This window comes from Flavobacterium soyae (assembly GCF_045348165.1).
Lineage (GTDB): Bacteria > Bacteroidota > Bacteroidia > Flavobacteriales > Flavobacteriaceae > Flavobacterium > Flavobacterium soyae.
Window position 1 is genome coordinate 3,938,797 of sequence record NZ_CP150845.1, and the last position, 23,269, is coordinate 3,962,065.

The 23,269-nt window shown below is 32.7% G+C and carries 19 protein-coding genes; 12 read left to right on the forward strand and 7 right to left on the reverse strand.

Annotation, left to right across the window (positions count from 1 at the left end):
* Positions 1 to 14 precede the first annotated feature (14 nt).
* The 5 genes from AABD74_RS16935 (at position 15) to AABD74_RS16955 (ending at position 7,588) form a co-directional block, all read left to right on the forward strand.
* Positions 15 to 695, forward strand: a complete 681-nt coding sequence (locus AABD74_RS16935; protein ID WP_406843654.1) for a response regulator transcription factor — start codon at positions 15 to 17, stop codon at positions 693 to 695.
* Positions 692 to 2,053, forward strand: a complete 1,362-nt coding sequence (locus tag AABD74_RS16940; RefSeq protein ID WP_406843655.1) for an ATP-binding protein — start codon at positions 692 to 694, stop codon at positions 2,051 to 2,053. Before AABD74_RS16935 ends, AABD74_RS16940 begins: the two co-directional genes overlap by 4 nt.
* Before the next feature lie 87 nt (positions 2,054 to 2,140).
* Positions 2,141 to 3,388: a TolC family protein gene (locus AABD74_RS16945; protein WP_406843656.1), complete on the forward strand. Its 1,248-nt coding sequence runs from the start codon at positions 2,141 to 2,143 to the stop codon at positions 3,386 to 3,388.
* Between the two features lie 12 nt (positions 3,389 to 3,400).
* A complete protein-coding gene (locus tag AABD74_RS16950; protein WP_406843657.1) occupies positions 3,401 to 4,486 on the forward strand; it encodes an efflux RND transporter periplasmic adaptor subunit in 1,086 nt (361 codons plus the stop codon).
* A gap of 3 nt (positions 4,487 to 4,489) precedes the next feature.
* Positions 4,490 to 7,588, forward strand: coding sequence for an efflux RND transporter permease subunit (locus AABD74_RS16955; RefSeq protein WP_406843658.1), 3,099 nt, complete (start codon positions 4,490 to 4,492; stop codon positions 7,586 to 7,588).
* A gap of 505 nt (positions 7,589 to 8,093) precedes the next feature.
* Here AABD74_RS16955 and AABD74_RS16960 read toward each other — a convergent pair.
* The 5 genes from AABD74_RS16960 to AABD74_RS16980 form a co-directional block, all read right to left on the reverse strand.
* The gene (locus AABD74_RS16960) at positions 8,094 to 8,480 is read right to left on the reverse strand and encodes an ankyrin repeat domain-containing protein (protein WP_232681882.1); all 387 of its coding nucleotides are present in this window, start codon (positions 8,478 to 8,480) and stop codon (positions 8,094 to 8,096) included.
* Positions 8,481 to 9,171: 691 nt separating this feature from the next.
* The gene (locus tag AABD74_RS16965; RefSeq protein ID WP_406843659.1) at positions 9,172 to 10,125 is read right to left on the reverse strand and encodes a phosphoribosylaminoimidazolesuccinocarboxamide synthase; all 954 of its coding nucleotides are present in this window, start codon (positions 10,123 to 10,125) and stop codon (positions 9,172 to 9,174) included.
* Between the two features lie 211 nt (positions 10,126 to 10,336).
* The gene (locus AABD74_RS16970) at positions 10,337 to 11,161 is read right to left on the reverse strand and encodes a Cof-type HAD-IIB family hydrolase (protein WP_406843660.1); all 825 of its coding nucleotides are present in this window, start codon (positions 11,159 to 11,161) and stop codon (positions 10,337 to 10,339) included.
* 137 nt (positions 11,162 to 11,298) lie between these two features.
* The gene (locus AABD74_RS16975; protein WP_406843661.1) at positions 11,299 to 11,661 is read right to left on the reverse strand and encodes a DUF1801 domain-containing protein; all 363 of its coding nucleotides are present in this window, start codon (positions 11,659 to 11,661) and stop codon (positions 11,299 to 11,301) included.
* Between the two features lie 190 nt (positions 11,662 to 11,851).
* Positions 11,852 to 12,802 carry a PhoH family protein gene (locus AABD74_RS16980; RefSeq protein WP_053472652.1) on the reverse strand — a complete coding sequence of 317 codons (951 nt, stop codon included), beginning with the start codon at positions 12,800 to 12,802 and terminating at the stop codon, positions 11,852 to 11,854.
* A gap of 272 nt (positions 12,803 to 13,074) precedes the next feature.
* Here AABD74_RS16980 and AABD74_RS16985 point away from each other — a divergent pair, with 272 nt between their 5' ends.
* The 7 genes from AABD74_RS16985 (at position 13,075) to AABD74_RS17015 (ending at position 20,817) form a co-directional block, all read left to right on the forward strand.
* Positions 13,075 to 13,902, forward strand: coding sequence for an S-adenosyl-l-methionine hydroxide adenosyltransferase family protein (locus AABD74_RS16985; RefSeq protein ID WP_406845645.1), 828 nt, complete (start codon positions 13,075 to 13,077; stop codon positions 13,900 to 13,902).
* Between the two features lie 369 nt (positions 13,903 to 14,271).
* Positions 14,272 to 14,568 carry a putative quinol monooxygenase gene (locus tag AABD74_RS16990; protein ID WP_232681887.1) on the forward strand — a complete coding sequence of 99 codons (297 nt, stop codon included), beginning with the start codon at positions 14,272 to 14,274 and terminating at the stop codon, positions 14,566 to 14,568.
* A gap of 379 nt (positions 14,569 to 14,947) precedes the next feature.
* Positions 14,948 to 16,033, forward strand: coding sequence for an IS110 family transposase (locus AABD74_RS16995; protein ID WP_406843547.1), 1,086 nt, complete (start codon positions 14,948 to 14,950; stop codon positions 16,031 to 16,033).
* 103 nt (positions 16,034 to 16,136) lie between these two features.
* Entirely contained in the window at positions 16,137 to 16,862 is a 726-nt protein-coding gene (gldF, locus tag AABD74_RS17000) for a gliding motility-associated ABC transporter permease subunit GldF (RefSeq protein ID WP_232681888.1), read from the forward strand.
* On the forward strand, positions 16,862 to 18,547 hold the full coding sequence (gldG, locus tag AABD74_RS17005) for a gliding motility-associated ABC transporter substrate-binding protein GldG (protein ID WP_406843662.1): 1,686 nt from the start codon (positions 16,862 to 16,864) through the stop codon (positions 18,545 to 18,547). Before gldF ends, gldG begins: the two co-directional genes overlap by 1 nt.
* Positions 18,548 to 18,654: 107 nt before the next feature.
* On the forward strand, positions 18,655 to 19,773 hold the full coding sequence (gene dnaN, locus AABD74_RS17010; RefSeq protein ID WP_232681890.1) for a DNA polymerase III subunit beta: 1,119 nt from the start codon (positions 18,655 to 18,657) through the stop codon (positions 19,771 to 19,773).
* A gap of 414 nt (positions 19,774 to 20,187) precedes the next feature.
* Positions 20,188 to 20,817: a DsbA family protein gene (locus tag AABD74_RS17015; protein ID WP_232681891.1), complete on the forward strand. Its 630-nt coding sequence runs from the start codon at positions 20,188 to 20,190 to the stop codon at positions 20,815 to 20,817.
* A gap of 63 nt (positions 20,818 to 20,880) precedes the next feature.
* Here the strand turns inward: AABD74_RS17015 and AABD74_RS17020 are convergent, their stop codons facing one another.
* Both AABD74_RS17020 and AABD74_RS17025 read right to left on the reverse strand, forming a co-directional pair.
* Positions 20,881 to 21,780 carry an ROK family protein gene (locus AABD74_RS17020; protein ID WP_406843663.1) on the reverse strand — a complete coding sequence of 300 codons (900 nt, stop codon included), beginning with the start codon at positions 21,778 to 21,780 and terminating at the stop codon, positions 20,881 to 20,883.
* A 24-nt stretch (positions 21,781 to 21,804) separates the two neighbouring features.
* The gene (locus AABD74_RS17025) at positions 21,805 to 23,268 is read right to left on the reverse strand and encodes a glycoside hydrolase family 125 protein (protein WP_406843664.1); all 1,464 of its coding nucleotides are present in this window, start codon (positions 23,266 to 23,268) and stop codon (positions 21,805 to 21,807) included.
* Position 23,269: the final 1 nt, after the last annotated feature.

The window sequence follows — 23,269 nt, forward strand, 5'->3', positions numbered from 1 at the left end:
TAAATAAACAAAGTATGAAAATTTTACTACTCGAAGATGATTTTACTTTATCTAAAGAAATCTCCGCATTCTTTACTACTAAAGAATTCGAGTGTATACCTTATTATGATGGTTCTTTATTATTAAAAAAGTATTTTCCTTACGAGTATGATTTAATTATTCTCGATATTAATGTTCCCGGCACAAACGGTATTGATGTTTGCAAAGGAATTAGAGAGGTTGATAAAAAGACTCCTATTATAATGCTTACGGCTTTTAGTGAAATTGAAGATAAACTGGCTTCTTTTGATAATGGTGCCGATGATTATTTGGTTAAGCCTTTTCATTTTGACGAATTGTACGCCCGAATTCTATCTTTATTACGACGAAAAGAAATCCCGCAGCAAACAGAAAAGAAAATTATCATTGAAGATTTAGAAATTCTGGAAGAAGAAATGAAAGTTTTTCGTTCTGGCGAAGAAGTTAAACTTACTCCAAAAGAGTTTAAATTGATTTTAATTTTGGCTCATGCCAAAGGAAAAGTTTTGTCTAAACAATTTATTGCTGATAAACTTTGGGATTATCATATTGAAACGAATCAAAATACGATTGAAGTTTATATTAATTTCCTTCGAAAAAAAATCGATAAAGATCACGAGATAAAACTTATCCGTACCAAAATTGGCTACGGGTATTATTTAAGCAGCGAAGAATGACTTTAAAAAACAGAATATCACTTTTGGTAAGCTTACTATTTACAATCCTTTTTGGGTTGGCTTCTACGGTGATTTTTGTTTTGTATTCTAATTTTAGAAAAGAAGAATTTCGGGATCGTTTAGAAATTAAAGCACTTTCAAACATTAAACTTTTGGTTAATGTAAAAGAAGTTGATGACCAGCTTTTAAAGATTATTGACCAAAATTCCATTAATAAGTTGTATGATGAAAAGACTTTGGTTTTTGATTCTCATTTTAAACTTATCTACAGCAGTATTGATGATGCTAAAATAAATTGGTCTGTTGAGGATTTAAAATATCTTAAAAAACATAAAACTTTCTTTAAACAGCAAGGTGATTATGAGGTTTACGGTGTTTTTTATGATACGAAAGATAAAGATTTTTATGCTTTAATTTCGGCTACGGATGATTACGGAAAGAGAAAACTGCTTTTTTTAAGATATACTCTCATTATATCTTATATTCTATTTACTTGTATCTGCTGGGTTTTAACTTCGTTTATGGTTAAAAAGGCCATGAATCCTTTAAGTTTATTCCATCAGAAAATAAAAAATATCAACGAGAATAATCTTGATACCCGTATTGCTTCAAAAAGCAACAAGGATGAAATTGATTTGATTGCCAATGAATTTAATTTCATGATGGACCGCATTGAGGTTTCTTATCAAAAACAAAAAGAATTTACGGCCCACGCATCGCATGAGCTTAGAACACCTCTTTCGAGAATAACGGCGCAAATAGAAAATACAGTTGCTGATCCTGCAACATCTGTAAAAGGAAAAACTTTTTTAACTACTATTTTATCAGATATAAATCACTTAACAGAATTGATTAGTTCTTTATTGATATTGTCTAAAATTGATAACAATAAAAATAATGAGGACAATGAAGTTCATAGAATGGATGAAATCCTATTCTCTGCAATTGAAAATTTAAAGAGAAGCTTTCCTGAATTTATTATTTTATTTGAAATTGAAGAAAGCGACAATTTAGATACGGCATTAGAAGTTAAGGGCAATAAAAACCTTTTGGAGATTGCTTTAATAAATGTTTTAAAAAATGCCTGCGTCTACTCAGATAATAAACAGGCTTTGGTAAAAATAAGTACTCAGGAAAATCATTTGGTTATTTCTGTTTTGAATACTGGAAAAACTTTGACCGAAACGGAACAAAAAAATCTTTTTCAGCCTTTTATGCGTGGAAAAAATTCTAAAGGAACATCTGGTTTTGGTCTTGGTTTACGCATTGTAAACCGCATTTTAACCCTACACAAATCATACATAACTTACAGTATACCAAATAGTAAAGAAAATTTATTCCAATTATTCTTTCATTAATATTTTATTTTAAGCTAATTTTAAGGTAGATTTTAAGCACTCTTAAAGTCTGGTGATAGCATATTTGTACAAAATAAAATAGATACAATGAGAAAACTATATGCATTATTGCTACTTGTACTGCTAAATCAGGTAGTTACGGCTCAAAAAACAGTCACACTTCAAGATTGTGAGAGCCAGTTTCTTAAAAACAATCTTTTTTTGCTGGCATCTCATTATAATATAGATGCAGCAAATGCAATGACAATTCAAGCCCGAATATGGGATAATCCTACAATTACTGCAGAATTAAATGCTTACAATCCAGATAGAGATAAACTCTTTGATGTTGGAAAAGAGGGACAAAAATCATTTGGCATTGAGCAATTAATTTATTTGGGCGGTAAAAAACGTAATGAAGTAAAACTGGCACAAACTAATGAGCAATTAGCAGAACTTCAGTTTAATGATTTGCTTCGAACATTAAAACTGCAATTACGCCAGAGTTTTTACACGGTTTATTACAACACTAAAAGTCTTGAAATAACAGATAAACAGCTTGTTCATATTGAAGACTTAATCAACTCCTACTCTATTCAGGCTCAAAAAGGAAATATTCCTTTGCGAGATGTTGTTCGTTTACAATCTCTGTATTTAAATTTTAAAAATGAAAGAATGGAAGTTGTTAATAGCAGCATTGAAGAGCAGGCAAATTTAAAATTGTTATTGAATTCGACTGAAACGATAATTCCGGATATTTCTAAAGACGATTTTAATAAATACTTAAAAGTTATTCCGTTTGATTTAAAATCTCTTGAATACGAAGCGATTGCCAATCGTCCTGATTATTTAGCTAAACAAAAAGAAATTGAAGCAAATGAATTGAATGTTAAATGGCAAAAATCTCTTTCAGTTCCTGATCTTACATTAGGTGCAAACTATGATCAAAGAGGCGGTGCTTTTAACAAAGAAGCTAATGTTACTATTGGAATTCCGCTGCCGCTTTGGAACAAAAATAAAGGAAATATTAAAAATGCCCAGGTCGTCTTAGCTCAATCAAAAGTAGAAAAACAAAATTTTGAACTTCAACTGGAAACTGAAATTACATCGGCATGGAATAAATGGGACGAGTCCCGTAAAAACTATGCGGTTATTAAACCTACTGTAAACTCAGATTTTGAAGCTGTTTACAATGGAATCTTAACCAATTTTCAAAAGCGAAATATCAGCTTATTAGAATTTACAGATTTTATGGAAAGTTATAATCAGGCTAATATTCAGCTAAATGAATTGAAGAAAAAACTGGCTCTATCTGGTGAAGAATTTAGTACTGCCATCAACAAGGATTTATTTTAAAATTAAATAATAATGAAACATACACTAATTATAGGAATTGCAATTGTAAGCTTATCGCTTACCAGCTGTAAAAAGGAAGTAGAAAATCCTCAAACTAATACTTCTTTCGCCTTAAGCGATAGTATGCTAAAAACTACAAGTACAGCAACTGCAGAAAAACAAACTGTAAAAAACGAATTGAATTTTTACGGAAAAATCACAGCCGACAATAATAAATTAATTGACGTTTATCCGCTTGTTGGTGGAAATGTGGTTAAAGTAAATGTTGAACTTGGAGATTATGTAAAAAAAGGACAAGTTTTAGCAACGATAAAAAGTACCGATGTTGCTGATTTCGAAAAACAGTCTATCGATGCTAAAAGTGATTTACTGGTTGCAAAAAATAACTTAAAAGTGGCAACAGAATTATTTGATGGGAAATTAAATTCTGAAAGTGATGTGCTGCAGGCAAAAGCTGAAGTAAATAAAGCACAGTCTCAATTGAGTAAAATTCAGGAAACTTATAAAATCTATAATATTAAAGCGGGTTCTATTTATGAAGTAACAGCACCAATCAGCGGGTTTATTATTCAAAAAAGTATCAATCAGGATATGCTTTTACGTTCTGACCGTTCTGAAAATATTTTTGATATAGCTGAAATCAGTGAAGTTTGGGCTATGGCCAATATTAATGAAATCGACATTAATAAAATTAAACTGGGAATTGATGCCAATGTAACAACCTTAAGTTATCCTGATAAAGTTTTTAAAGGAAAAGTAGATAAAATTTTCAATGTAATTGATCCTGAAACCAAAGCTATGCAGGCGCGTATTAAACTTCAAAATCCTGGTTTTTTATTGAAACCTGATATGAATGCGAATATTAAATTATCATATAACGAAAATCAAACAATGATTGCAATTCCAAGCAATGCGATTGTTTTTGATAAAAGTAAAAATTTTGTTATGATTTTTAAAGATCGTCATAATATCGAAACAAGACAGGTTGAAGTTTACAGAGTTGTTGGCGATACGACTTATATTTCAAGCGGTTTAAAGGAAAATGAAAAAGTCATTACCAATAATCAATTATTTATTTATCGCGCTTTAAACGATTAAGACATGAACAAATTCATACGAAATATAATTGCTTTTTCACTTAAGAATAAAGCATTTACCTTTTTTTGGGTTGGAATATTGGCGGTTGCCGGATTTATTTCCTTCAAAAATATGCCTATTGATGCTTTTCCCGATGTAACGAATACTCAAATTATCATCATTACGCAATGGAATGGTAAAAGCGCCGAAGAAGTAGAACGTTTTGTTACTACTCCTATCGAGATCTCAATGAACTCGGTGCAGAAAAAAACAAGTGTTAGGAGTATTACCATGTTTGGTTTATCAGTTATCAAAATTATTTTTGATGATGGTGTTGATGATACTTTTGCCCGCTTTCAGGTAAACAATTTACTTAAAAATGTAACACTTCCAGATGATGTTGAACCAGACGTTCAACCGCCTTATGGACCAACTGGTGAAATTTTCAGGTATATTGTAAAAAGTAATAGCCGCGACAGCCGCGAATTGCTGACTTACCAAAACTGGGTTATCGACAAACAATTACGTGCAGTTCCGGGAGTTGCTGATTTGAACGTTTTTGGAGGACAAACAAAAACTTATGAAGTTGGTGTTGATCCGGTAAAATTGGCTAAATACAATATTACGCCGCTTCAGGTTTATAATGCTATTGATGCCGGAAACTTAAATGTTGGGGGTGATATTATTGAAAAAAACGGACAGGCATTTGTAGTTCGAGGTGTTGGACTTCTTAAGTCGATTCAGGATATTGAAAATATTATTGTAGATGACGCTGGAGGAAATCCAATTTTGGTAAAAAATGTAGCTTCTGTTTATGAAAGCTCGATGCCAAGAGTCGGGCAAACCGGAATTGGTAAAAATGATGATGCCGTTGAAGGGATTGTTGTAATGCGTAAAGGAGAAAATGCGCAAGAAACTTTAGCCTTGATTAAAGATAAAATAAAGGATTTGAATGATAATGTTCTTCCGAAGGATATTAAAATTGAAACTTTTTATGATCGTGATAACTTAATGAATTTCACTACCGAAACGGTAATGCATAATTTATTTGAAGGTATTATTCTGGTTACGTGCGTTGTGTTTCTTTTCATGGCCGACTGGAGAACTACTTTTACGGTTTCTATCGTAATTCCGCTTTCTTTATTATTTGCCTTTTTATGTTTGAAAATGATGGGAATGAGCGCCAACTTACTGAGTTTAGGTGCGGTCGATTTCGGGATTATCATTGATGGTGCGGTTGTAATGGTCGAAGGATTATTTGTTGTACTCGATCACCGAGCGCATCAATTAGGAATGAAAGCTTATAATAAAATTGCAAAAGGAAGCATTATTAAGAAAACAGGAACAGAAATGGGTAAAGCCATCTTTTTCTCTAAATTAATTATTATTACCGCTTTACTACCCATATTTTCATTCCAGAAAGTAGAAGGAAAAATGTTCTCCCCCCTTGCCTATACGTTAGGTTTTGCCTTAATGGGAGCATTACTTTTTACCTTGACTTTGGTTCCGGTTTTATCTCATATTTTATTGAATAAAAATGTAAAAGAAAAAAATAATCCGTTTGTAAACTTTTGGGACAGAAATGTGGCAAAAGGTTTTGCCTGGACATTTAAGCATAAAGTAAAAACTTTAGTTATTTCATTAAGTGTGATTGCTGCTACTTTTTTCTCTGCAACTTTTTTAGGAACAGAGTTTTTACCTCAGTTAAATGAAGGTGCATTATGGGTAACGGCTGAATTACCGATGAGTACTTCGTTGCCTGAAAGTGTGAAAACTGCGGCAATGATTAGAAAAGATCTGGAAAGTTTTCCTGAAGTTAAAAATGTGCTTTCGCAAACCGGACGAAGTAATGACGGAACAGATCCAAATGGATTTGGATTTATTCAGCTTCAGGTTGATTTAAAACCAAAATCAGAGTGGAAACGAAAAATCAGTATGGATGAATTAATTAATGAAATGGATAACAAACTGAAAGTTCACCAAGGAATTACGTATAATTATTCTCAGCCTGTAATTGATAACGTTGCCGAGTCTGTGGCTGGTTTTAAAGCTTCAAATGCGGTTAAGATTTATGGTGATGATTTAGATAAATTAGATGAATTATCGAATCAGGTTCTGGAAAAAATCAAAAATATTCCTGGTATTAAAGATGTCGGAATTCTTAGAAATGTCGGGCAGCCGGAAATTAGTGTAATTCTGGATCGAGAAAAAATGGCTGCTTACGGCGTAACATTAAGCGATGCACAGGCTGTTTTAGAATTGGCTTTTGGAGGAAAAACAGCAACACAAAAATATGAGGATGAAAAGAAATTTGATGTTCGAGTTCGTTTTTCTAAAGAATATCGTAAAGATGAAGAAGATTTAGCCGAGTTAAAAGTACCAACCATAAGCGGTGCAAAAATTCCGTTGAAAGAAATCTGCGACATTAAAACGATAACTGGTCCTGCATTTATTTACAGAGATAATACAAAACGTTTTATTGGAGTAAAATTCTCTGTTCGTGACCGAGATTTAGGAAGTACCATTGCCGAAGCACAATCTAAAGTGGCAGAAGTAAAAATGCCGCCAGGATATACAACAGGCTGGACTGGAGAATTTGAAAATCAGGTTCGTGCAAGTGCGCGTTTAGCTCAGGTTGTACCAATCAGTTTAATTGGAATATTTGTGCTTTTGTTTATTTTGTTTGGAAATATCAAAGATTCGCTGTTAGTTTTAACTAATGTTCCGTTTGCTGTAATTGGAGGAATTATTGCTTTGCACTTAACCGGAATGAATTTTGGAATTTCGGCAGGAGTTGGTTTTATTGCTTTACTGGGAATTTGTATACAAAATGGTGTAATTCTGATATCGGAATTTCATCATAATCTCAAGGCAAAATTCTCACTTGAAGAATCCATTTTTATGGGCGTAAAAGCCAGAACAAGAGCCGTAGTTATGACTGCGCTCATGGCTTCGATAGGTTTAATGCCAGCAGCAATTTCAACAGGAATTGGTTCTGAGTCTCAAAAACCTCTTGCAATTGTTATTATTGGAGGTTTGGTAACAGCAACAATCCTGACGTTATTAGTTTTCCCAATTTTATTCTGGATATTCAACAAGAAAAAACATGCTCCTATAGAATAGAGGTATTTAAGATAGAATTAATTTGGTTAGGTTAATTTTGGTTTTAAAAAAAAAAGAGACTGTCTCAAAGGTCAAGACAGCTCTTTTACTATAATTATTTGTTTGTTTTTAAAGCAAACTTAACTTGTTTCTACAAATGAAATGTTCCTACGGAACAAAGAATATAACTTGTTATTTTTTGATTTCGGGTTTCATTCCATTAGGAATGTTTCATAGGTAGAAAAAATAGAGGTCATCCACATTTACGTTCCGTAGGAACGTTTGATTTTGACATCGTTTTTTAATAATCTGGTATATCAAACGTTCCTACGGAACGTAAACGATAATAATAATATAATTTCTACCTATGAAATGTTCCTACGGAACAAAGAAACGTGTAAAATAAATAGGGGCTGCTCTGACTTTTGAGACAGCCTCTTTTTGATTTCTGGAATTATTAAATAAAAAAACAGCCTTCCGCTCAAAGAAGGCTGTTTGTATACTAACTCAAACTTTTTAAACTATATTATTTTAAATCTTTCAAAAGTGCAATAGCTTCAGTTGCATTTGATAATTGTGCATATTTTAAAGCTGTATATCCTTTTTCATTTTTATCTGATGGACGAGCACCAGCTGCTAATAAAACTTTAATGATTTCTGCTTTGTTATAACGAGCAGCAGTCATTAATGGAGACATATCATCTGCTTTTTCGTTTACATTAACTCCGTATTCAATAAATTTCTTAACAGTATCGATATCTCCTTTGCTTACTGCAACTACCAGAGGTGTTCCGTCATCGTATACAGCTGATACTGCAACTTGATTTTTAACAGCAGATGTGTTATTTGAAGCTGCTGCAACATTTGCAAATGTTACTAAAGCTAATCCTAAATAAATAATTGAATTTTTCATAATGATTGGGTTTGTTAAATTGATTGATAAATATTTGATTGATAATGAATTGATTTTAAATCCTTGACAAATGTAATCTAATTTCAGTACATTGCATTACAAAGTACCTTGTTTCAACTAATTCTTAACGTTTTATTAATGAATTCGAAATATTGACTTTCTAAAATTGAAATTCTATATAAAAGACGCTGCAAATGTAGAAATGTTACACGAATTCAAATATTTTTTCAATTTAGACAGCAGATTTTTTAAGAAAAATTAAAAGCAATACTCTATCTTTTTAACTATACAGTATTATTATGCGCAAAAAAGACAGAAATTTTTCATTAAAACAAAATTTTTAAGCAAGATTTTGTAGATTTCTCACTAAAATAAAAAACTTTCAATACAAATACATAAAGTAAGAAAAATCATAAGATATAACGAAATAGTTTTCCGTTTTTAACATATCAAAAAACTTAAAAAAGGCAATTATCGTAATGATTCCTTCTCATAAATATTTTTAAAATCAGTTACTAATTTTGTATTTGATTTGTTTGGTTCTTATAACATAGAATTTTGGCTTCTTTTTTGACATTTTTATCAATCTGCACAAAAAGAAAATGCCCTGTTATCATAAATATTGATAACAGGGCATTTTTTATTTGAAATAAACTTCATGGCTTAAAGGTTAGTTTAAGCCAAAGAATTACTATTTAGAGGCTAAGTATTGTAACACGTTTTTATTAATACGCTGGTCAATATTATCAATATCTGCTTTCACGAATTTTTCTCCTAAAATATTCTCATACAATTCAATATATCTTTCAGAAACAGATTCAATATAAGTATCTGTCATATCAGGAATCTGCTGTCCTTCCTGACCTTGAAAACCATTTTCGATTAACCAGCGGCGAACAAATTCTTTAGAAAGCTGTTTTTGCTCCTCTCCTTTTTCTTGTCTTTCAGCATATCCTTCAGCATAAAAATAACGAGAAGAATCCGGAGTATGAATTTCATCAATCAAAACAATAACGCCGTCTTTAGTTTTTCCAAATTCATATTTAGTATCAACTAAAATTAATCCGCGAGAAGCAGCTATTTCAGTTCCTCTTTGAAATAAAGCGCGAGTATATTTTTCTAAAACCAAATAATCTTCTTCTGAAACAATTCCTTTAGCCAGAATATCTTCGCGAGAAATATCTTCATCATGTGAACCATTATCTGCTTTTGTAGTTGGTGTAATAATTGGTTCCGGGAATTTATCATTTTCTTTTAAACCTTCTTCCATAGTTACGCCGCAAATTTGTTTTCTTCCTGCTGCATATTCACGTGCTGCGTGTCCCGAAAGATAACCGCGAATTACCATTTCTACTTTAAAAGGCTCGCATAAATGTCCAACAGCAACGTTTGGATCTGGAGTTGCAATTAACCAATTCGGAACAATATCCTGCGTTAATTCCATAAATTTTGTCGCTATCTGATTCAAAATTTGTCCTTTGTACGGAATTCCTTTTGGTAAAACCACGTCAAAGGCCGAAAGTCTGTCAGTTGCTACCATTACTAAAAGATCGTCATTGATGTTATAAACTTCTCTAACTTTTCCGCGGTAAACTGATTTCTGATTCGGGAAATTAAAATTGGTGGTTGTAATTGTATTACTCATTATCTTAGTTGTGTTGTTTTTTATGAATGCAAATTTAAAATTATTTCAGAGAGTTACATCATCAAAGAAAAAGATAAATAAGAAATATGATAATTTGTATTTGGTTTGCCACGAATTACACAAATTTTCACGAATTTTTTAGCAGCTAAATCGGTTTGATTACTTCAATAAATAATTCGTGGAAATTTGTGTAATTAGTGGCAAAAAAACTCTAGACTAGTTCTTTGTCTAATATTTTTGAAGCGATATATTTTGCTACGCCATCTTCGGCATTTGTTTTAATAACTTCTAAATCTGGCAAAGTTTCTTTTAATAGTGCTGGAGCATTTCCCATAATTAAACCTTTTCCAGATGCTGATAACATTTGAAGATCATTGAAACCGTCTCCAAATGCAACTGCTTCAGACAAAGTAAAACCTTCTTTTTCTAAAACCTGCTCAACTGCGACAGCTTTATCTATCGATTTGTCCATAAATTCCAAACAAGTTGGTAAACTAAAAGCATGGTGTAAATATTCTGATGAATTGGTTAAAACGGCATCTTTTAGCTTTACTAATTTTTCATGGTTATCACATGAAAAGAATATTTTAATAGCTTCAAAATCTTCCAGCGTTTTATAATCTACTAATTCTGGGCGATATTTTAATTCAGCTTGAAAAGAATTAAGTCTTTCGTTCCATTTATTAGTCTGCCAAACATTTTCTTTAAATAAAACAACAGTGATTTCAGAGTCGATTTCAACATTTAAAGCTGCTTTTACAATATCACTATCTAAGTTAAATGCAAAAAGTTCTTCTTTATTTGGCGAATGAATTCTTGCTCCGTTTGAACTCACTAAATAAACGGGAACTCCAAGCGTTTCAACAATAGCCATTGCATCAAGATGATGGCGGCCAGTTGCAACAACTAAAAGATAACCTTGATTGTGAAGTTCCTGAAAAATTGATTTGGTATAATCTGAAATTTTGTGCTGAGTGTTTAGTAAAGTTCCATCTAAATCACTTACTACAACTTTTATATTTTTAAGTTTTGTCATATCAATATCAAATATTTATGATGTGCAAATTTACGGCTTTACGCTCAGCTGAGCAAAGATTACAAGCCTTGAAAGCCAAAAATGAGGCAAGTTTATTATTTATTTAACTATTCCGTTAAATACTGCATTTTAAACAATTAAACTTTAACAATTCCAGATTTGTATAAATTTATTGCTTTCTGAATAACCAATTCAATCTTTTCTAAAGGCAAGTCTTCCTCAGAATTAAACATCATAATTTTCATTCTGGAACGCTTTTCCTGAATCAAAAAAGATTCTTCAAAATGTTTTCCTTCTACAATTCCAATATATGGCTGTTTCAGTTTTTTATGAATCCATAAATAGCAGAACATTTTTCCTTTATAGCAGAAAAATGGCATTCCGTATTTTAAAACATGTGTAATGTCTTTGTCTTGTTTTAAGATAATATCTTTTAATGCCAGAAATGTTCCTTTTATGGGTTCTTCTTGGTTTAGGTAGAAATCATCTAGTTGTTTCATTTTTTTTGATATAAAAAATATTCGTTTTACTCAGTTCTAAATAACATGAATAAAACGAATACTTTATAGCTTTATTTATTCTGCCACAGATTAAAAGATTAAAAAGATTCTCACAGATTATAAAAATCATTTTAATCTTTTAATCTGTGGCAGAATTTATTAAACATTCACTAACCATCTACACACGAAATTAGTCGTGGTTTTCTATTTGCTTATAAGCGTCGATTACCTTTTTGACTAATCTGTGGCGTACGATATCTTTATCATCAAGATAAATAATTCCGATGCCGTCTATATCCTTAAGAACCAAAATAGCTTCTTTAAGACCCGAAATAGTTCTGCGTGGTAAATCGACCTGACCAGGATCTCCCGTAATCATAAACTTGGCGTTTTTTCCCATACGGGTCAAAAACATCTTCATTTGTGAGTGCGTTGTATTCTGCGCTTCATCCAGAATTACAAAGGCGTTATCAAGTGTTCTCCCGCGCATAAATGCCAAAGGCGCAATCTGAATAATTCCTTTTAAAATGTAATCTTCGAGTTTTTCATTTGGTAACATATCTCTCAAAGCATCATAAAGAGGCTGCATGTAAGGATCTAGTTTTTCTTTCATATCGCCGGGTAAAAAACCAAGATTTTCTCCTGCTTCTACCGCCGGACGCGTTAATATGATCCTTTTTACTTCTTTGTCTTTAAGTGCTTTAACAGCCATTGCAACACCCGTGTAAGTTTTTCCGGTTCCGGCAGGTCCAATTGCAAATACCATATCATTTTTTCTGATTGTATCTACCAGTAACTGCTGGTTAGGTGTCATGGCTTTAATAATCTTACCACCAACTCCGTGAACTAATATTTTGTCATGATCGTATGCTTTTTTTTCATCCTGACCATCACTCATTATTACACGTTCAATTACATTATCATCAATGTTGTTGTATCTGGTAAAATGAAGCATAAGCCTCTGAAATCTCTTTTCGAATTCATCTAAAACATCTTTTTCGCCAAAGGCTTTTAAAGTTGTCCCTCGCGCTACGATTTTAAGCTTTGGGTAGTACTTTTTAATTATTTCAAGATGAGAATCCTGCGCGCCCCAAAAGTCTTTTGGAGCGATGTCTATAAGCTCGATAATTCTTTCGTTCAAATGAGATAAATTTAAATTAAAAATAAATTTGTTTTGTAAATCTATTGCTGTCGGGTATTTTTTTAGTTCACAGTTTGCAGTCGCAGAATGCAGCAGCAGTTTTTCTCAAAAAAAATTAACTCTATATTTTAGACTGATAACTGAAACTGAAAACTGAGACTATAATAATTGTATTTTCTTTCTTTCAATTTGCATTTACTATTACTAGATTTGCATTTCTCAAATTTAATGAAAATTCGAGTTAAATACTATCAATAGTTATAAACAAAATGATGTCAATAATTACCCTCACTACTGATTACGGCTTAAAAGACCACTTTGTTGGTTCGCTGAAGGGTAAAATTATTTCTGAACTTCCAGATGCAAAAATCATTGACATTTCGCATGACATTGATCCATTTAACACAGCCGAAGCAAGTTACATTATTGGAGCCTCTTATTTGAGTTTTCCAAAAGGGACAGTACATTTAATTGGAGTTGATATTGAACGCAATAAAGAGAACCAGCATATCGCTATGCAATGGAACGATCACTATTTTATTTGCGCCGATAACGGAATCTTAAGCATGCTTACGCAGAAGATTGTACCGCAAAAAATTGTAGAAATTAATATTCATGACCGTTTTCCTATTGAATTCAGCGATTTGGATATTTTTATTCAGGTGGCCTGCCATATTGCAAAAGGCGGTTTACTGAATGTTATTGGCAAAGAAATTCCAGCAGTTAAAGAAGTAACGGAATTGCAGGCCGTAGTTGCTGCAGATGGAAATTCATTAAAAGGCTACGTTATTTATATTGATCATTTTGGAAACGTGATAACAAACATTTCAAAACAGCAGTTTTTAGAAGTGGCAAAAGGTCGTCCGTATGAAATTGTGATGAAGCCAAAAAGTATTAAAACGATTCTTCCAAATTATTCGGCTATAGCGACTTCAGACAAATATCCTATTAAAACTTATGAAGGTGAAAAACTGGCGATTTTTAATGAAGCTGGTTTTCTTGAGATTGCTATTTTTAGAAGTAATCCTTCTAAAGTGGGTTCTGCAAATAGTTTGTTGGGACTGAATTATCGTGATGTGATTACGATTAAGTTTTCGTAATTAATTTTAGATTTTAGGGTTCAGACTTTAGATTAAATGGCTCGCAGATTTTGTGGATTGAACGGATTTACACTGATGTTTATTCACTTTATTGTTCTTCTCAATTATTCATTGCCTTATAAACATAGCCCGTGGTTTCAACCACGGGAACACATTCTGAACACATTATTATACGTATCGTGATATGCATAGTGTTCCTACGGTCGAAACCGCGGGCTATATTTGAAATACTTTATGATATCACTGCCTAAAAAGTATGTATTATAATATTTTATTTTTTCTTAAAAAGAACAATCAATTTTGGTATTTTTGCGCACCTGTAAACGATTTTCAATCTAAAATCTAAAATCAGAAATCTAAAATTATAATATGTTCGTAAGAATAGTAAAAATGAGTTTTCACGAAGAAAAAATTCCTGATTTTTTGGAGAATTTTGAATCGGTGAAAGATAAAATACGAAATGCAGACGGAAATCGTTTTTTAGAATTGTATCAGGATAAAAATGATAAGTGTATTTTCTTTACCTATAGTTATTGGGAAACCGAACAAGATTTAGAAAACTACAGACAATCTGAATTATTTAATACAGTTTGGGATTTTACAAAGAAATTATTCAAGGCAAAACCAGAAGCGTGGAGCGTTGATAAACTGGTCAGCTTAAATTAATGAACGATTTAACCGCAAAGAGCGCAAAGATTTATATTAAAAAGGTTTTATAAAAACGCAAAGTTCGCAAAGCGTTGAGAAAAAAACTTTGCGAACTTTGCGTAAAACTTTGCGCTCTCCTATGTTTGTCAAGTTAATTTACGATGAGTGATCGTTATGTTTAAATTTGCAATAATTAAGTGAAAAGGAATGAGAGTCCATTGGCGCCTAAATAGTTCAAGAAACATATTCTCGCAAAGAAATTACCTCATTCTTTTTTATCTTTTAGAGTCTGAACAGAATGTAAGGAATTATGCAATGCTTAATATCCAGAATATCCAATCAGGAGAAAAGACGAGGGAAGATTCATCACTTTATAATTAAATTTAAAAAGACAAAGATGAGTAAAGCAGTAAAACAAGTAGCAGGAATTGATGTAGCCCAAAAAGAATTAGTGGTTACCTTAGGTCGTCTTTTAGATGATTTTACTATAGAATTATTTGCCTACAGGATATTTAGGAATAACGATTTAGGCTTTAAGTCGCTGGTTGAATGGACAAATTCACTCACTGACAATCAAATCCCTGTTCGATATGTAATGGAAGCCACAGGTGTGTATCATCAGAAATTTGCCTATTATTTATCTGACAATAACCATGAAGCAAGTATTGTGCTGCCTAATAAAATCAGCAATTATATGCGGACTTTGGAGTTAAAAACTATTACAGATAAAAGCTGCTCACAAGCAATAGCCCAATTTGGGTTAGAGAGAAAATTGGATATTTGGAGCAGGCCAAAAGCTGTTTATAGGGAATTGCAGCAGCTAACCCGCGAAAGAGATCAAATAGTACAGGAAAGAAGCATTATTAAAAATCAAATGCATGCCGAAAATGCAGAAGCGGAGCCAAATCAAAAAAGTATGCAGCGAATGCAGTCAAGAATAGGATTTTTAAATTCACAGGAAAAGGAAATCAAAGAAGACATTGCAGGTCTAATAGCTGCAGATCTTAACTTAAAGCAGACCATCGATAAAATCACTTCAATACCTGGAGTTGGAGAATTGACCGCAGTGATTGTTTTGGCAGAAACAAATGGATTTGAACTCATTAGGAATAAATCACAATTAACAAGTTATGCAGGACTTGATGTAAAGGAGAAGCAATCAGGAACCTCAATAAAAGGAAAGCCCAGAATATCAAAAAAGGGAAATCGAAATTTAAGAAAAGCCATGCATCTTCCAGCATTAACTGCAGTAAAATGGGACGATAACTTTAAAGATATATACGCACGACTGGCATCTAAGCATGGCATTAAAATGAAAGCATTGGTAAGCATTCAAAGAAAAATACTAGAACTTATCTATGTTTTATTCAAAAACCAAACTCTTTACAATAAAAACTATACAACAAAAAATAGCGTGAAAACACAAATGGCTTTACACGCTATAGAGACTAGCTCAAAGACTGTCTTGAAAAAACAAAACTAATAAAAATTAAGATTTTAATTTGGAAATCAACACAGAATCTTTGCGGTTAAAAAAACAATTACACGATTAAACAAATAAACGAATAAACGAATAAACGTTATACATGAAATCAATCATTTTACGAGAAATAAAATCCTTTTTTGGCTCTCCTATTGGCTATTTAGTCATTGCGATTTTCTTAATCAGCAACGGGCTGTTTTTATGGGTATTTGAAGGAGATTACAATATATTGAATACAGGTTATGCCGATTTGACCCCGTTTTTCACATTAACACCGTGGATTTTAATTTTTCTGATTCCGGCTGTTACGATGAGAAGTTTCTCCGACGAAAGAAAACAAGGAACTCTTGAATTGCTTTTAACCAAACCACTATCGATTTGGGAAATTGTAAACGGAAAATTTTTAGGTTCATTTTTCCTGATTATTTTAGCAATTATTCCAACTTTCATTTATGTAAAAGTAATTTCAAGTTTAGGTCTGCCTGAAGGAAATATCGATATGGGAAGCACAATTGGCTCTTATTTCGGATTGTTATTTTTAATTGCTTCTTATTCCGCAATTGGAATCTTCACTTCTACTCTATCAGAAAATCAAATCGTTGCTTTTATTATTGCTGTGTTTTTATGTTTTTTGTTTTATTTTGGATTTGAAGGTCTAGCCTCGTTAGTTCCGGGACAATCAAATATTATTTCGGCATTTGGAATGCAGGATCATTTTAAAAGTATGAGCCGGGGCGTTATTGATACCCGCGATGTAATTTACTTTTTAAGCATCAGCGTTTTGTTTTTATCTTTTACCGTTTATCAATTAAAATCTTTTAAAGCGTAATGAAAGCATCTAATAAATTAAATTTAAAGACATTAGGCATTACAATTTTTATTTTAATTGTTTTAAATGTTCTCGGAAGCTTATTTTTTCATCGTTTTGATTTAACGAAAGACAAACGATATACTTTATCACCAACTTCTTTACAAATTGTAAAACAGGTTAAAAATCCGTTGTCGATTAAGATTTATATGCAGGGCGAACTTCCTGCAGATTTTAGACGCTTACAACTGGAAACTAAACAATTACTGGAAGAATTTCAGGCTTATAACAGCAATATTGTTTTTGAATTCGTTAACCCGATGGAAAACGAAGACGAAAGTATGGAAGTTGTAAAATCGCTTTATCAAAAAGGACTTACGCCAATAAACATAACGGTGGACGATAAAGGAAAACAATCTCAGGAAATGGTTTTTCCTTGGGCGGTTGCGGTTTACAATAATAAAGAAGTTAATATTCCTTTGTTGAAAAACATTATGGGAGCTTCGACTACACAAAAAGTAATTGGATCGATTCAGCATTTAGAATATTCGATTGCCGATGCTATCAATAAAATCACGAAAGACAGACAAAAGAAAGTTGCGATTATAAAAGGTAATGGCGAATTGTCTGAAATTCATATTGGTAAATTATTGAGACAAATTAAGGAAAGTTATTATATCGGACCTTTTACTTTAGATTCTGTTGCTAAAGATCCAAACGGAACTTTAGATGCCCTTGAAAAATATGATTTAGCGATTATCTCAAAACCAACTGAAAAATTCTCAGACGAAGAAAAACAAGTTTTGGATCAGTTTATTATGAACGGCGGTAAAACGTTATGGCTGGTTGATCAGGTTGCGGCTGATATGGACAGTTTATACAATCAGGCTGGTGCGACTTTGGCGTATCCACGAGATTTGAATTTAAACGATATGTTCTTCAAATACGGATTCAGAATTAATCCTGATTTGGTTAAAGACGAAAACGGAAGCCCAATAAAACTAGCAACAGGAGAACAAGGAAGTGCAACACAATATCAGGATTTTATCTGGAAATTTGCGCCATTAGTTCAACCTTCAAGCCAGCACCCAATTGTGAAAAATTTAGGCGGAATCAAATTTGATTTTGCCAGTCCGATTGACACTTTAAAAAACGGAATCAAAAAAACCGTTTTATTGCAATCGTCTCAATATTCTAAAACCATTGGAACACCGTCAGAAATTAATCTGAATATTGTAACAGAGAAAACTACACCAGCAGATTATGCTAATAAAGGAAATATAAATCTTTCTGTTTTATTAGAAGGAAGTTTTCATTCAGCATTTGAAAATCGTGTTTTACCTTTTAAAGAAAGTTCTTTTCTGGCAAAAGGAAAACCAACCAAAATGATCGTAGTTGCAGATGGAGATATTGCCCGAAATCAATTGGATAAAAACATGATGCCTGTTGAATTGGGCTATGACCAAAGAACCGGAAACCTTTATGACAATAAAGATTTTATGATGAATTGTGTCAATTATCTTCTTGATGATACAGGACTTATTAACATTAGAAGCAAAGATGTTGAACTGCCATTATTGGATAAAGAAAAAGTTTACGAAAATTATACGACAACGCAATTCATAACTATCGGGCTTCCAATCCTTATTTTATTGGTTTTCGGATTGGTATTTACCTTTATCAGAAAAAAGAAATACAGCCGATAGATGTTAATAAAAAAATTGCGAAACTTAAGAATGTTTACGATATATTTGTAATCCGTATGCCCAGCGCCTAAATGCTTGGTAATACCTCAAAAAATAAAACAAAAGAGATGAAATTTATAGTATCGAGTTCGTACTTATTAAAACAATTACAAGTTTTAGGTAGTGTAATTAACAGTAACAATACGTTGCCTATTTTAGACAACTTTTTATTTGAACTAAACAATAGTGAGTTGACTGTTTCGGCTTCAGATCTCGAAACGACAATGTCGGCTACATTATCAATCGATTCTAAAAGTAAAGGAAGCGTTGCTGTACCGGCAAAACTTTTACTTGAAATTTTAAAAACATTTCCAGAGCAGCCTTTAACTTTTACTGTTGAAGACAATAATACAGTTGAGATTAGTTCTAACTCAGGGAAATATGCATTAGCATATGCTGCCGGAGAAGAATTTCCTAAGTCTGTACATCTTGAAGATCCGTCTGTAACTTTAGTTCCTGCTGATGTTTTGGCAACTGCAGTAAGCAAAACAATTTTTGCTGCCGGAAACGATGATTTACGTCCGGTAATGTCTGGAGTATTTTTCCAGTTCTCTCCAGAAGGTTTAACTTTTGTTGCTACAGATGCTCATAAATTAGTAAAATATGCCCGTGCAGATGTAAAAGCATCTCAGGTTGCAGATTTTATCATGCCAAAGAAACCTTTGAATATCTTAAAAAGTATTTTAGGAAGTTCTGACGCTGAAGTAAAAATTGAATACAATGATTCAAATGCGACTTTCTCATTTGATAATTATATCTTACTGTGTCGTTTAATCGACGGAAAATACCCTAATTACGAAGCGGTAATTCCAAAAGAAAATCCAAATAGATTAATGATCGACCGTTCTTTATTTTTAAGTTCTGTTCGTCGTGTTGCGATTTTCTCAAACAAAACTACACACCAAATTCGTTTAAAAATTGCAGGAGCTGAATTAAATGTTTCTGCTGAGGATATCGATTACTCAAACAAAGCAGAAGAAAGACTGACTTGTGATTATCAAGGTGATGATTTACAAATTGGTTTCAATTCTCGTTTTTTAATCGAGATGCTGACAAACCTGCAGTCAGATATGATTATGTTAGAAATGTCGTTGCCAAACAGAGCTGGTATTTTAACGCCAGTTGATGGTTTAGAAGAAGGTGAAACAGTAACAATGCTGGTAATGCCTGTAATGTTAAATAGTTAACATCAAAACTTCTTTTTGTTACAGGGATTTTTTTTAATTTAAAATTAAAGACATATCATTGTAAAAAAAAATATCGCTATTAACCAACCATTTTTTATACCTAAAAACCGCAATTCTTTAAAAGAGTTGCGGTTTTTTATTTTCGGTCATTGCGAGAAACGAAGCAATCTCAACTGCAGGGTTAAACTTTGTGCTGTATTTTTAACGCAAAGCACGCTAAGATTTTTTGATATAGATTGTATTTACAATGTGCTAAGTTCGCAAAGCTTTGTGTTCATATAGCTTTGCGAACTTTGCGGTTTTATAAAAACCTAGCTTATTAAAAAATCTTAGTGTGCTTTGCGTTAAAAATTACACAAGCTATGCAACCTGAAACTTTAAACCTGAAACAAATTTTTCTTTAACTTTGCACTTATGAAAATAGAAATTTGGTCGGACATCATGTGTCCGTTTTGTTATATCGGAAAAAGACAATTGGAAACAGCTTTAGAACAGTTTCCAGATAATGAATTTGAAATTGAGTGGAAAAGCTTTCAGCTTGATCCATCTATTACACCACAGCCAGAAAAAGATGTTTATACGTATTTAGCAGAACGAAAAGGCATGTCTGTTGAACAATCAAAAGAAATGCATAAAGGTGTCGCAGATCGCGCAAAAAGTGTTGGTTTAGATTACAACTTTGATAAAGCGGTTATTTCAAATTCTTTAGAAGCGCATAGAATCATCCAATTGGCTAAAACAAAAAAATTAGGCGATGAAATGGAGGAAATCTTCTTTAAAGCTTATTTTACAGAAGGAAGAGATTTAAACGACGGTCCAACTTTAATTGAATTAGCTGAAAAAGCGGGACTGAGTAAAAATGATGTTTTAGAAGTTCTGGAAAGCGAAAGTTTATATTTAAAAGAAGTTCAAAGCGATATTAAAGAAGCACAGGAAATTGGCGTGCAAGGCGTTCCGTTTTTTGTTTTTGACCGAAAATATGCTGTTTCGGGCGCTCAGCCAGTTGAAGCTTTTGTCCAGACAATCAAAGAAGGTTTAAAATAATTTAAATTTGAAATAGTAAAATAAATACGGATGAGTAAATTGCTCATCCGTTTTGTTTTTAATCTAATCCCGAAGAAAGCTTACTGCCCCTAACAAAGCCGCAATTTCATTATCTGTAGAAATAGAAACCTTTGTTTCTAAACCTGATTCTTTTATAGTTTTATTAAATGAAGACAAAAATAAATTACTTGCATTGGCAATTTTACCGCCAATAATGATGTGATCTGCTGAGAATTTTTTTATCCACGGAATTATTACTGCTGCCAAATCTTCTCCCATTGTTTCAAATACTTTTACAGCTTGCTGATCTCCATTAACAGCTAAATCATAAAGCTCTAAACCATTCTTAAGTGTAAAACCACTTAAAGTTTTATAATGAGACAAAAGACCTCTCACAGAAACATAATCTTCGGCAATACCTTCTTTATATTCAAGATTGTAAATTTCCCCATCTGTCGGCACCTGATTTCCTGTACTTATTGATACACCTTTATCAATAAAACAAGCTCCTAAACCTGTACCTAAAGTAACTGCCATTACTTTTTTAGAAAGATTTTCCTGCTGCTTAAAAACTTCTCCTTTTCCAAAACAAACAGCATCATTTTCAAAAAGCACCGGAAAATCATTTGAAAAATTTAAACTTTCTAAAAGCAACTCTCTAACATTCAATCCGTAAAAATGTTCGTATTTAGATTGATCTTTAATCCAGCAGATCCCTTTTTCATAATCAAATGGGCCGGGCATGCATATGGAAATCCCTTTTATGTTTTCAACTTTTGAATTTTCTATTGAAGTATTAATCACATCTTTCCAAATATTCATCACCTGATCTACTGGTAAATTAGAATCAAAAGATTCTTTAAATAATGAAAAGTCAATCACTTTCATTTCTGTTTTATTGATAACTGCTGCTGTAATATGTGTTCCTCCTATATCTAGCCCAATGGCATATGATGTATTCATTTTTAATCGTTTAGCTTTTTAGTACTAGATATTTTTGTCTTTTAAAATTTGAGGATAATGAATACTTGTGTGTACAATCATTTCTCCGAATAACGTATTTGCCCATGCAAACCATTTACGGGTAAATTTGTTTACATCGTCTTTATGAAAAGATTCGTGCATAAATCCTGTATCGGCATTTGTTTTAATCAAATTGCTGATACAAGTTTTAATCTCTTTTTCGTCTACACTTGTAATCGCTCTCAAAACAATACTCATTGGCCAAATGGTATCAACTCCGGTATGCGGGCCGCCAATTCCTTCTCCGGCTTTTCCTTTATAGAAAAACGGATTGTTTTCTGACAACACCACTTTACGGGTATTTAGATATAAAGGATCATTTGGAGCAATCGCACCTAAATATGGAAGTGATAATAGTGAAGGAACATTAGCATCATCCATCATATGGAAACTGCCGTATCCGTTTACTTCAAAAGCAATGATTTTTCCGAATTTTGGATGTTCGATGATTCCGTTTTCTTTTAAACCTTTTTGAACCTGATCTCTTAACTCTGTAGCTTTGGCAACCAAATCATTGTCTTTTAAAGCCGGTAAAGAGAAAATTTCGATTAAATAACCTAATATTTCAATCGCAAACATATTGCTCGGAATCAAATACCCAAACAAAGTACTGTCGTCACTTGGCCTGAAAGTAGAAACAATTAAGCCGCAAGGTTTTACCGGATAGCCGTAACCGCCTAACGGAACTCCGTCTGTAGCCCAGGCAGTCTGACGCTGAAAACTATATGGGCCGCCTTTTCCATCAAGTCTTTGCTGTTCTTTAAAAGTCTGCAGAATCAACAGCATGGCTTCTTTCCATTTTGCATCAAACAAACTGATGTCTCCGGTTTCTTTCCAATAGCCGTGTGCTAATCGAACAGGGTAACATAAACTGTCAATTTCCCATTTTCTTTCGTGAATTCCGGGCTGCATTTTAGTCAGGTCGTTTTTCCATTCACTTTCTTTAGTAAAATCTTTATAAAAAGCATTCGCATAAGGATCAAGCAAAATACATTTTGCCTGACGGTTGATTACTCCTTTTACTAATTCGGCCAATTTTGGGTCTTCTTTTACAAATGGAATATAAGGCCAAATCTGCGCTGTACTGTCACGCAGCCACATTGCGTCGATATCTCCGGTTATTACGTATGTATCAGGTTTTCCGTCGATGATTTCAAAATCGACTGTAGTGTCTAGTGTATTTGGAAAACAATTTTCAAATAACCAGGCCAATTCCGGGTTTGCTATTTGTTTTTTGATTCTTACAATTGCCGCTTCGACTGCTTTACTTGTAAATTTTCTTTCGGCAAGCGGAGGTCTTTTACTGATAAAATCTTTTAAAGGAAATTGAAATGTATCTGAATTAAGTCCAAAAGCATCTGTTTGAAGTGCTAATAATCCTGCGGAAAAAATTCCTGTGTTTTTTATAAATTTTCTACGTGACTGCATA